Annotated in this window: 8 protein-coding genes; all 8 read left to right on the forward strand. The window is 36.0% G+C overall.

What is annotated here, in order from left to right; translation table 11 throughout:
- The first annotated feature begins 205 nt into the window (after nt 1-205).
- The 8 genes from FVB9532_RS11290 (at nt 206) to gap (ending at nt 12,829) form a co-directional block, all read left to right on the forward strand.
- On the forward strand, nt 206-1,729 hold the full coding sequence (locus tag FVB9532_RS11290) for an MFS transporter (RefSeq protein ID WP_150545281.1): 1,524 nt from the start codon (nt 206-208) through the stop codon (nt 1,727-1,729).
- A complete protein-coding gene (gene pgmB / locus FVB9532_RS11295) occupies nt 1,713-2,375 on the forward strand; it encodes a beta-phosphoglucomutase (protein WP_150545282.1) in 663 nt (220 codons plus the stop codon). Before FVB9532_RS11290 ends, pgmB begins: the two co-directional genes overlap by 17 nt.
- Nucleotides 2,376-2,379: 4 nt before the next feature.
- Nucleotides 2,380-4,692, forward strand: coding sequence for a maltose phosphorylase MdxK (locus FVB9532_RS11300; RefSeq protein WP_150545283.1), 2,313 nt, complete (start codon nt 2,380-2,382; stop codon nt 4,690-4,692).
- Nucleotides 4,693-4,938: 246 nt separating this feature from the next.
- On the forward strand, nt 4,939-7,050 hold the full coding sequence (locus FVB9532_RS11305; protein ID WP_150545284.1) for a glycoside hydrolase family 97 protein: 2,112 nt from the start codon (nt 4,939-4,941) through the stop codon (nt 7,048-7,050).
- A 202-nt stretch (nt 7,051-7,252) separates the two neighbouring features.
- Nucleotides 7,253-9,118 (forward strand): glycoside hydrolase family 13 protein, encoded by a 1,866-nt coding sequence (locus tag FVB9532_RS11310; protein WP_150545285.1) that lies wholly within the window; start codon nt 7,253-7,255, stop codon nt 9,116-9,118.
- 121 nt (nt 9,119-9,239) lie between these two features.
- Complete coding sequence (locus tag FVB9532_RS11315; RefSeq protein ID WP_150545286.1) at nt 9,240-10,694, forward strand: alpha-amylase family glycosyl hydrolase; 1,455 nt, start codon at nt 9,240-9,242, stop codon at nt 10,692-10,694.
- A 128-nt stretch (nt 10,695-10,822) separates the two neighbouring features.
- Nucleotides 10,823-11,809 carry a 6-phosphofructokinase gene (gene pfkA, locus FVB9532_RS11320; protein ID WP_150545287.1) on the forward strand — a complete coding sequence of 329 codons (987 nt, stop codon included), beginning with the start codon at nt 10,823-10,825 and terminating at the stop codon, nt 11,807-11,809.
- A gap of 12 nt (nt 11,810-11,821) precedes the next feature.
- A complete protein-coding gene (gene gap / locus FVB9532_RS11325) occupies nt 11,822-12,829 on the forward strand; it encodes a type I glyceraldehyde-3-phosphate dehydrogenase (RefSeq protein WP_150545288.1) in 1,008 nt (335 codons plus the stop codon).
- Nucleotides 12,830-12,835: the final 6 nt, after the last annotated feature.

A 12,835-nucleotide genomic window follows, 5' to 3' on the forward strand; every position in this document is an offset into this window, starting at 1 on the left:
GAATCGTTTGGTTTTAAAATAAAAATAGTATCTAAAATCCAATCGTTAACATCTAGTACCTATAATCAAATAAAAGATTTAACATTAAAATTTCAATATAATCTATATATTTGTAACTGAATTATCATTACTTATATTTTCACTTTCCACTTAAAGTAATGATAAGTCAAAGTGCTTATCGTGTTATTAATCAATTGATTACGATATGCAAAAGCGCAAGCTAAGTTTCTGGGAAATTTGGAACATGAGTTTCGGGTTCTTAGGAATACAATTTGGATTCGCACTTCAAAATGCCAATACCTCCAGAATTTTTGAAACCCTTGGAGCAAGTGTAGAAGATATTCCTATTTTATGGATTGCTGCGCCGGTTACCGGTCTAGTGGTACAACCTATTATTGGTTATTTTTCTGATAAAACTTGGACGAAGTTAGGAAGAAGAAAACCTTACTTTTTAATAGGTGCTATTCTTTCTTCAATTTGTCTGTTTTTAATGCCTAACTCTCCAACACTTTGGATTGCTGCGGGAACCTTATGGATTATGGATGCTTCCATTAATATTTCCATGGAACCTTTTCGGGCATTTGTAGGAGATAACTTAGATGAACATCAGCGAACACAAGGTTTTGCCATGCAAAGCTTTTTTATTGGATTAGGTGCTGTTTTGGGATCTTTACTTCCATATCTTTTTACCAATGTTTTCGGAATTTCAAATACGGCCCCAGAAGGTCTTATACCTGATTCGGTAAAATGGTCTTTCTATGTGGGTGGAATTGTATTTATTTCTGCCGTATTATGGACAGTTTTTCATTCAAAAGAATATTCTCCAGAAGAATTAGCTGCTATTGAAGCTAAAGACAAAGAGAAAGAACCAGCACGAGTAGAAGTAGTCGATAAATCTAAAAATATTGCTAAGCAAATTCGAGTTGGATTTTTTATGCTTTTGCTTGGGGCTATCGTTACCTACCTTGTTTTTATTAATGGCCTTACCAAAGAACTATATATTCTATTTGTAGGTTTAATTATCGCCGGTTTATTATTTATTTCAGTAGCCTTATTAAGGAAAAGAAATGTAAGAAACGGATATACTATTATTATAACCGATATGCTGAATATGCCCTTAGCGATGAAGCAATTGGCTTGGGTACAATTCTTTTCTTGGTTTGCGCTATTCAGTATGTGGATTTACACCACGCAAGCGGTTACCGGTCATGTATTTCATACCTTCGACCCTAAATCTAAAGCTTATAACGATGCGGCAGATTGGGTTCCGGTAATGTTTGCGGTCTATAATGGAGTTGCAGCAGCCGTATCTTTTTTACTTCCCGTTTTAGCCAAAAGAACAAGCAATAAAGTCACCCATATGTTGGCGCTGTTTTTTGGTGGTTTAGGCCTTATTTCGGTTTATTTCTTAAGTGATAAAACCGGATTGCTACTCGCTATGATTGGTGTTGGGATTGCTTGGGCAAGTATTTTATCTATTCCTTATGCAATGCTTTCTAACAGTTTGCCGGCTTCAAAAATGGGATATTATATGGGCGTCTTCAACTTTTTTGTCGTGCTTCCCCAGATTGTAGCTGCTACTATTTTAGGCTTTATCGTAAAAGAATTTTTTAATAATGAACCTGTTTATGCATTAATCATTGGCGGTTTTGCCATGATTTTATCGGGTTTACTCACGTTAAGAGTAAAAACAAAACACAAAATTGTTATTGATGAAAACCAAAACTAAAGCATTTATTTTCGATTTAGATGGCGTGATTGTAGACACAGCTAAATTTCATTTTCAAGCGTGGAAACGATTAGCTAATGGTCTTGGCATCGATTTCGATCACGAACAAAATGAGCAATTAAAAGGCGTGAGCCGAGTAAACTCACTTAAAAAAATATTGGACTGGGGCAATACTTCCGTTTCAGAAGAAGAATTTATTCAGTTAATGGATAAAAAAAATGAAGATTACCTAACGTATGTCGACGCGATGGATGAATCTGAAATCCTTCCGCAGGTAAAAGAAAAATTACAATTATTAAAAGATAATAACATTCCTATCGCCTTGGGTTCTGCCAGTAAAAACGCACGTAGGATTTTAGATAAAATAAATTTAACTCCGTTTTTCGATGAGATTGTAGATGGTACCAACGTGACCAAAGCAAAACCAGACCCTGAAGTATTCTTGGTCGGTGCCGAAAAATTAGGAGCTCAACCAGAGTATTGTGTAGTGTTTGAAGATTCTATAGCAGGAATTCAAGCAGCTAATAATGCACAAATGACGAGTATTGGTATTGGTCAAAAAAATGTGTTGAATCAAGCAGACCATACCTTTCAGGATTTCACAGAAATAAGTGACGAATTTTTAATCAAGTTAGCAAGAATTTAAAAAAATGAATCAAGATTATATACAAGCTGCAGATTGGTCGATTATTGAAAAAGGTTTCGATCCCGACCGTGTAAAATCTTCAGAAAGTCTTTTTAGCTTAGGTAACGGTGCCATGGGGCAACGCAATAATTTTGAAGAGTATTATTCAGGTCCAACCTTTCAAGGAAGTTATATTGGTGGCGTTTATTACCCAGATAAAACCCGCGTAGGCTGGTGGAAAAACGGTTATCCCGAATATTTTGCCAAAGTGCTCAACTCACCGAGTTGGATTGGGATTAACGTAAAAGTTAATGGTGAGCAACTCGATCTTTTTACATGTAAAAAAGTAGAAAACTTTCAGCGAGAATTGAATATGAAAGAAGGTTGGTACCAGCGTTCTTTTGTGGCAACGATGCCTAACGGTATTGAAGTGGAAGTAAAAGCAACGCGTTTTCTTAGTTTGGTTAAAGATGAATTGGGGGTAATTAATTACGAAATAATACCTTTAAATGCCAATGTTGAAGTTGAATTTTCTCCGTACTTAGATAGCGGGATCACCAATGAAGATACCAACTGGGAAGATCAGTTTTGGGAAACTTTGGAGGTACACGAAGAAAAGAATCGTGGTTTTATCATTTCAAAAACATTAAAAACAGAATTTGATGTATGTACGTTTATGCATACAGAATTACTGTTGAATAACGAAAAGCAAAACGTCGATTTTTCTACGGAAAAAGAAGCGCAGAAAGTAACTTTCAACTATAAATTTTCTGTAAATAAAGGAGAAAAGCTTACACTAAAAAAATTAGGAGGTTACGTAAAAGGGATGAATCATCCCGATGAAAACCTAATTGAAGCCACTCAAAACCTTTTAAATGAAGTAGAAGTGTTTTCTGTAGAAGAATTACTTCAACAACAAGCCAATGCTTGGGCAGATGTATGGAAAATGTCTGATATTACCATTAATGGTGATGTAAAAGCACAGCAAGGAATCCGTTTTAATATTTTTCAGCTCAATCAAACCTATTCGGGGAAAGACGCTCGTTTAAATATTGGTCCAAAAGGATTTACCGGAGAAAAATATGGCGGAAGCACGTATTGGGATACCGAAGCCTATTGTCTTCCCTTTTATATGGCGACCAAAGATCAAGAAATTGCTAAAAATTTACTAGCTTATCGCTATGATCAATTAGATAAAGCCATTGAAAATGCTGAAAAATTAGGTTTCACTAATGGCGCGGCGCTTTATCCCATGGTAACGATGAATGGGGAAGAAAGCCACAACGAGTGGGAAATTACCTTTGAAGAAATTCATCGTAATGGAGCTATTGCTTATGCTATTTATAATTATCATCGTTTCACAGGAGATTATTCATACATTCCAGAGAAAGGTTTAGAAGTTTTAGTTGCTATTGCCCGTTTTTGGCAACAAAGAGCAACATTTTCCACTCAAAAAAATAAGTATGTAATTCTAGGTGTTACGGGACCAAATGAATACGAAAATAATGTGAATAATAACTGGTATACCAATTACATCGCAAAATGGTGTATCGATTATGCCTTAGAAAATATTGAAAAAGTAAAAGCTGAATTTTCTTCTGACTACGAACGTATTTCAGCTAAAACCAATATCACTTCAGAAGAATTAGAAAAGTGGCAAGCCGTTGCAGATCAAATGTATTTTCCTTATTCTGAAGAACATGGGGTATTTCTTCAACAAGATGGCTTTTTAGATAAAGAACAAACCACAGTGGCAGATTTACCTAAAGAATTGCGTCCCATCAATCAGCATTGGAGTTGGGACCGTATTTTACGTTCGCCATTCATCAAACAAGCCGATACCTTACAAGGGTTTTATTTCTTCGAAGAGCATTTTAGTAAAGAAGAATTAGAAAAACATTTCGATTTTTATGAACCTTTTACCGTTCACGAATCTTCGCTTTCCCCTTGTGTTCATAGTATTCAAGCTGCTGTTTTAGGCAGAATGGAACAAGCTTATGAATTCTACCTAAGAACTTCTCGATTAGACCTGGATGATTACAATAAAGAAGTAGAAGAAGGTTGTCACATTACCAGTATGGCCGGAACGTGGATGAGTATTGTAGAAGGTTTTGCGGGAATGCGTGTTCGTGATGGAAAACTTTCATTCTCTCCACAATTGCCAAAAGAATGGAAAGGTTATTCCTTTAAAATTAATTTTAGAAATAAAATTCTAAAAGTAGATGTCAGTGAAGAAGCAACTAATTTTAGTTTAGATGGAGAGGGGGCGATGACCGTTCTTTTAAATAATAAAGAAGTTGAAGTAAATATGCCTGCAGTAAGACAGGTTCAGCAATAAAAATTTAAAAATATCATGTGTGATTTGTCCGTGTGAGTAAATTCAACAAAGGACAAAAAGCGATCCTACAAGGTCAAAAAAGACCTTGTAGGTATTGTAAAGAATAAGATTTGAAATTAAAACTTGGTCCTCAATACGATTTTGTTTCGTTTCACGGTGCAAAACCACTTGAACAGGTTCATCTTTAAATTCTTAAAACACTAGCGTAAGTAATAATTAGAAAAATTAAACCTTAAACAATAAACCATGAAATATACAATCGCTTTAATTGGTATTTGGTTCTTATCATTATCAGGTTGGGCCCAAGAATTGAGTTCACCTGATGGTTATTTTGAAATGAAATTTCAATTATTACCCGATGGGACACCAAGCTATCAATTAGATTACAAAGGTCAAACCATAATTAAAACCAGTAAGTTGGGACTGGAGTTAAAAGAAGAAAAAAAATCATTACTCGATAATTTTAAAATTCTGGATACCGAAACTTCTACTTACAACGAAACTTGGAAACCGGTTTGGGGAGAAGAAGCAGAAATCACCAATCATTATAATGAATTATTGGTGAAGCTTCAGCAAGAAGAAACAGAAAGTCTATTAAATATTCGTTTTCGATTATTTGATGATGGTCTTGGTTTTCGTTATGAATTTCCACAGCAAAAAAACCTAACCTATTTCGTTATCAAAGAAGAACGTACAGAGTTTGCTATGAATGGTGATCATACCGCTTTTTGGATTCCCGGAGATTACGATACCCAAGAATACGATTATATGGAAACCAAATTATCTGAAATCCGTTCTCATATGAAAGAGGCAATTACTCCTAACGCTTCCCAGCAAACATTTTCAGATACCGGAGTGCAAACATCGCTTATGATGAAAACTGATGATGGAATTTACATTAATTTACATGAAGCGGCCTTAGTAGATTATTCTACGATGCACTTGAACCTGGATGATGATACAATGACTTTTCAATCGTGGTTAACACCCGATGCCAATGGAGATAAAGGCTATATTCAAGCTCCGGCACATTCTCCTTGGAGAACCATTATTGTGAGTGATGATGCCCGTGATATCCTCAATTCTAAACTGACATTGAATTTAAATGAACCCAGTAAAATAGAAGATACTTCTTGGATTAAGCCAATGAAGTATGTAGGTGTTTGGTGGGAAATGATTACCGGAAAAAGTACGTGGAATTATACCGACGAATTTCCATCTGTAAAATTAGGAGAAACCGATTTTGAAAATGCAAAGCCTAATGGAAAACATGCAGCAAACACAGCACACGTAAAAGAGTATATTGATTTTGCCGCAGAAAATGGTTTTGATGGTGTGTTGGTAGAAGGCTGGAATGTAGGCTGGGAAGATTGGTTTGGGAAATCAAAAGATGATGTATTCGATTTTGTTACCCCTTATCCTGATTTTGACGTAGAAGAAATTGAGAACTATGCGAACTCTAAAGGTGTACAAATGATTATGCACCACGAAACCTCAAGTTCGGTAAGAAATTACGAGCGACATATGGATACCGCTTATCAATTTATGAATAAATATAATTATCCTGCCGTAAAAAGCGGTTATGTGGGTGATATTTTACCAAGAGGGGAGTATCATTACGGTCAGTGGTTGGTTAATCACTATTTGTATGCGCTAAAAAAAGCAGCTGATTATCACATTATGGTAAATGCTCACGAAGCAGTTAGACCTACCGGTCTTAGTAGAACTTGGCCTAATTTAATCGGTAACGAGTCGGCTAGAGGAACAGAGTACCAAGCTTTTGGAGGTTCTAAACCCAATCACGTTACGGTTTTACCATTTACCCGTTTAATTGGTGGCCCGATGGATTATACGCCGGGAATTTTCGAAATGGATATTAGTAAACTAAACCCTGATAATAAATCACACCTTAATGCGACTATTGCCAATCAATTAGCTTTGTATGTGACCATGTACAGTCCATTACAAATGGCAGCCGATTTACCGGAAAATTATAGACGCTTTCCCGATGCATTTCAGTTTATCAAAGATGTAGCCGTAGATTGGGATAAAACTGAATATTTAGAAGCAGAACCAGGTGATTATATTACTGTAGCCCGTCAAGCTAAAGGAACTAATAATTGGTTTGTAGGGAATGTAAATGGAGTAACGCCTAGAACCACAAACATCAAATTAGATTTCTTAGAAAAAGGTAAAAAATATATAGCTACCATTTATGCCGATGCAAAAGACGCGCATTATAAAACAAATCCGCAAGCTTATAAAATTACCACTAAGACAGTCACTAGCAAGAGCAACTTAAAATTATATTCAGCTCCCGGGGGTGGATTTGCGATAAGTATTATAGAGAAGAAATAAATAGTTTAACAGCGAGAGCTCACAGTATTTAAACCTGTGAGCTCTATATACAAGAAGTAGAATAGAACTTTCCTATGAGATTTTCAAAGCTTTGTAGCTATGATCACTAAAAATTTATTCTTTCTAGAAATAAAATGGTCTAATTTAATATAATGTCACCTCGAGCGGAGTCAAGAGGCTTTTAAACCACTAAAACTAATTCATGAAAACTAATTCATTTTTTCAAAAAGCTTTTGTAGTTTTCAGTTTACTGTTATTGCTGAATGCTTTTCTTTCGGAAGTCAATGCGCAGGTAGAACGTGTTGAACCGCCATTTTGGTGGTCAGGAATGAAAAATTCTGAAATAGAAATTCTTTTCTATGGAAAGGATATTGCTGACTATAAGGTTTCAACAGAAGAAGATGTGGTGATCACCAGAGTCGTGAAAACCGAAAACCCTAATTATATTTTTGTAAGCATTGAAACGAAGAATCTTCAACCGCAAACGCTCCATTTCAATTTCTCAAAAAAGAATCGTGTAAAATTTACGCAAGCTTATGAGCTAAAAAAGCGTAAAGAGAATTCAGCCGCAAGAGAAGGGTTTACAAGTGCCGATGTGATGTATTTATTAATGCCCGATCGTTTTGCTAACGGAAATCCGGATAATGATTCGGTAGAAGGTTTAGTCGATAAATTAAATAGAGAAGCAGAAGGAGGAAGACACGGTGGCGATATTCAGGGAATCATAGATCATTTAGATTATATTAAAGATTTAGGAGCAACGGCAATTTGGAGCACACCTTTGTTAGAAGATAACGACAAAGCCTATTCTTATCATACCTATGCGCAAAGTGATGTTTATCAAATAGATCCACGGTATGGAAGCAATGATGATTATAAGCGTTTAGCAGAAGAAATGCACGAGCGTAATCTTAAATTAATTATGGATTATGTAACTAATCATTGGGGAGCAGAACACTGGATGATCAAAGATTTACCTACCTACGATTGGATTCATCAGTTTCCCGGCTATGCCAATTCTAATTATAGAATGGAAACCCAATACGATCCGCACGCTTCAGCCATTGACAAGAAATATTGTGAGGAAGGCTGGTTTGTAAAAACGATGCCAGATTTAAACCAGAGTAATCCTTTGGTTTTAAATTATTTAATTCAGAATGCCATTTGGTGGATCGAGTTTGCCGATTTAGACGGTTTTCGGGTAGATACTTATAGTTATAACGATAAAGAGGGAATTTCAAAATGGACCAAAGCCATTATGGATGAATATCCTAATTTCAATATCGTGGGAGAAGTTTGGTTGCACAATCAAGCGCAAATTTCGTACTGGCAAAAAGATAGTAAGATTGGTGCGTTACAAGATTTTAATTCCTATTGTCCTTCGGTGATGGATTTTACGTTACACGATGCCATTGGCAATATGTTTAAAGAAAAAGCAGGCTGGGGTAGCGGTATGCAGAAAGCTTATGGCAATTTTGTAAACGATTTTCTTTACCCAAATACCAATAACCTATTAGTATTTTTAGAAAATCACGATACCGGTAGGTTCAACGAGATTTACAAACAAGACCTCCAAGCTTATCAATTAGGCTTGACCTTAATTGCGACCACACGCGGAATTCCGCAATTGTATTATGGCTCAGAAATAGGGATGCGTGGCGATAAAGGCAAAGGTGATGGCGATATTCGTCGAGATTTTCCTGGCGGTTGGGAAAGTGACGAGCAAAATGCTTTTCAGGCTTCAGAACGAACCGAATTGCAAGAAAACTTCCATAGCTTTACGAAGAAACTGCTGAATTTTAGAAAAAATTCTAAAGCGATTCATCAAGGTAATTTAACGCATTACTTGCCGGAAAATAACGTGTATGTCTATTTTCGTGAATTTGAAGGTGAGAAAGTAATGGTGGTTCTTAATAATAATGAAGAAAAACAAACATTGAAGTTAGCCCGTTTTCAAGAAAATTTAAATGGTACGACTACCGGAAAAGAAATTTTAAGCGGAAAACAACTTCCACTTAATGACGAATTAACAATCAACGGAAAAACTCCGATGGTTATTCAATTGTAAGAAACGTCATGCTGAATTTAATTCAGCATCTCATCAACCTAATGAATTGTTGAGATTGAAGGTGACATAATTTCCTGCAAGCTTTCAAAAACCTTGTAGGTCTTAAAAACATATAAGTAAAATGAAAAACTATTTTATTCTAGCGAGTGCGTTGGCTTTATTCATAAGCTGTAAAGACAACAAGCAAGAAACTTCAATTAAAGAAACTTCAGCAACCATAGAAAAAGTTGAAGATAGCATTGCACCATTTCAAGATGAAATGATGGATAACGCGGTGATTTACGAAGCAAATATTCGTCAATATTCACCCGAAGGGAGTTTTAAAGCGTTTACCAAAGATATTCCGAAGCTGAAGGAAATGGGCGTTAAAATTCTTTGGGTGATGCCCATTTATCCTATTTCTCAAGTAAAGAAGAAATCGGCAGATGGCAAGTTTGCTGAAGATATTGAAGACCCTAAAAAGCGTGAGAAAATCTTAGGAAGTTACTACGCTATTTCAGATTATACAGAAGTAAATCCGGAATTTGGTACCAAAGAAGATTTTCGTGAATTGGTAAAAACCGCACACGAAAATGATATTTACGTAATTTTAGATTGGGTACCTAATCATACCGGTTGGGATCACGTTTGGATAAAAGAACACCCCGATTATTATACGCAAAATGAAAAAGGAGAAATTATAGATCCGATTAATCCTGAAACCGGTGAAGCTTGGGGTTGGGATGATGTAGCCGACTTAAATTATGACAATCAAGAAATGCGTAAAGAAATGATCGCCGATATGCTGTATTGGGTCAAAGATGAAAATATCGATGGTTTCCGTTGTGATGTAGCCAGTAACGTTCCTACCGATTTTTGGGAACAAGCGATTCCGCAATTGCGCGCACAGAAAAACCTATTTATGTTAGCAGAAGCTTGGCAACCGGAGTTGATGGATAATAATTTATTCGATATGGTTTATGGGTGGGATTTTCATCACGAGATGAACAAAATCGCTCAGGGAGAATTAACTGCTGAAGCGTGGGAAGAGAAAGTGAAAGAAATCCAAGATAAATATAAAGAGGAGCATATCTTAATGAATTTTACTTCCAATCACGATGAAAATTCTTGGAACGGAACTGTAAAAGAACGTTTGAAGGGTGGGGTAGAAACTTTTGCCGCTTTAGCTTTTACCGCTCCGGGAATGCCGTTAATTTATTCCGGGCAAGAATATGATTTAAACAAACGACTTCGTTTCTTTGAGAAAGACACGATTTCTAAAGAATCCCGGCACATGTTTTCAGTCTATAAAAAACTGGGAAAACTTAAAAACGAAGATGTAGCGTTAAGTGGAGGTGAAAATCCGGCAAGTTATGAGCCATTACAAACTTCTTCACCTAAACAAGTAATCGCTTTTAAACGAAAAAAAGGAGAGGAGTCCATTATTTATATAGCCAATGTTACGGATAAAGAGGTAGAGGTAAGCTTAAATTTGGATGGTGATTTTCAAGATTATATGAATAAAAACCAAACTTTTACAATTAAGAAAAATCAAAAAATCAAGATGTTGCCATGGGAATATCATATTTTGAAATAACCGAAATCTTGATTTCATAAAAAAAAGCCCCATTTATTGGGGCTTTTTTAATGGAGTTATTAACAGAAAACGTTTTAGGGGCTTAACTTATTAGGTTTTATGATAAAATTCAAATATTTTTGAATCATATGGAACAGAAAATTAAGAATATAGGTGTTCTTACTTCAGGAGGAGATGCTCCCGGAATGAATGCCGGAATACGTGCGGTAGTTCGTGCTTGTGCTTACCATAAAATAAAATGTACCGGAATATACAGAGGCTATCAAGGTTTGATTGAAAATGACTTTGAAGAATTAAACGCCAGATCGGTTAGAAATATCATTAATCGTGGGGGGACATTTCTAAAATCTGCTAGGTCAAGAAGATTTATGACCGTAGATGGTAGAGCTTCTGCTTACGAAAATTTACGTTCAGAAAAAATAGATGCACTTGTGGTTATAGGAGGAGACGGAACCTTTACTGGAGCTTCTATTTTTAATAAAGAACATAATTTTCCGGTGATTGGAATCCCGGGAACTATCGATAACGATATCCGAGGAACAGATTATACCATAGGTTACGATACTGCTTTAAACACCGTAGTAGAAGCGATAGATAAAATTCGCGATACGGCCAATTCTCATAACCGATTATTCTTAGTTGAAGTAATGGGTAGGGATGCCGGAGATATTGCTTTAAACGCAGGTATTGGTGCCGGAGCTGAAGAAATTTTAATTCCGGAAGAAAACTTAGGTACCGATAGACTTTTAGAATCTTTGAAAAGAAGTAAAAAGTCAGGAAAAACCTCCAGTATTATCGTGGTGGCCGAAGGAGATCAGATTGGTAAAAATATCTTTGAATTAGCAGAGTTTATCGAAACCAATTTGGAAGATTACGAAGTACGGGTAACTGTATTAGGCCATATTCAACGTGGCGGTTCACCAAGTTGCTACGATAGGGTTTTGGCCAGTAGATTAGGTATTGGTGCCGTAGATGCCCTCTTAGAAGGTAAACGCGATATGATGGTAGGAATAAAAGACAGAAAATTAACATATGTGCCTTTCGATTTGGCAATTTCAGGAGAAAATGAAATTGATATAGATTTAAGAAGGGTTGCAGATATAACTTCAATTTAAAAACTAGAATTTATGAGTCAAGTAAATGTAGCTATAAACGGTTTTGGCCGTATTGGGCGAATCGCTTTTAGAATAGCAAGTGAAAATTCAAATATCAATATTGTAGGGATCAATGATTTATTGGAAGTAGATCATTTAGCTTATATGCTAAAATACGATTCTACACACGGAAAATTTGATGGAGAAGTAGAAGTAAAGGGAAATAACCTTGTCGTAAATGGAAAAGAAATCCGTGTTTCTGCTGAAAAAAATCCTGCAGACCTTAAATGGGATGCGTTAAATGTAGATGTAGTATTAGAATGTACAGGTATTTTTAAAACACAAGATACTGCAAAAGGACATTTAGATGCCGGTGCTAAGAAAGTAGTAATTTCTGCTCCAACCAAAGAAGATGTACCTATGTTCGTTATGGGGGTAAACCATACCAAAGCAACTGCAGACGATAAAATCGTATCTAACGCATCTTGTACCACTAACTGTTTGGCTCCTTTAGCTAAAGTAATCGATGACGAATTTGGTATCGTAGAAGGTTTAATGACTACTGTTCACGCAAGTACTTCTACACAATTTACCGTAGATTCTCCATCTAAGAAAAACTTTAGATTAGGACGTAGTGCTATTTCTAACATTATCCCAACTTCTACCGGAGCAGCAAAAGCAGTAGGAGTGGTAATTCCAGAATTAGACGGTAAGCTTACAGGAATGGCATTTAGAGTTCCAACTCCAGATGTATCGGTAGTAGATTTAACCGTGAGAACTGAAAAAGGAGCTTCTATGGAAGACATTAAAAAAGCATTAAAAGCAGCTTCTGAAGGAGATTTAAAAGGAATTTTAGGATATACCGAAGAAGAAGTTGTTTCTCAGGACTTCGTAGGAGAAGGTCAAACCAGCGTATTTGATGCAGGTTCAAGTATCGCACTTAACGATAACTTTTTTAAACTTGTATCTTGGTACGATAACGAATATGGTTATTCAACTAAATTAGTTGACTTAGCATTGCACGTAAATTCACTTAAATAATCGCCT

The sequence above is a fragment of the Mesonia oceanica genome (assembly GCF_902499555.1).
GTDB classification, from domain to species: Bacteria; Bacteroidota; Bacteroidia; order Flavobacteriales; family Flavobacteriaceae; genus Mesonia; species Mesonia oceanica.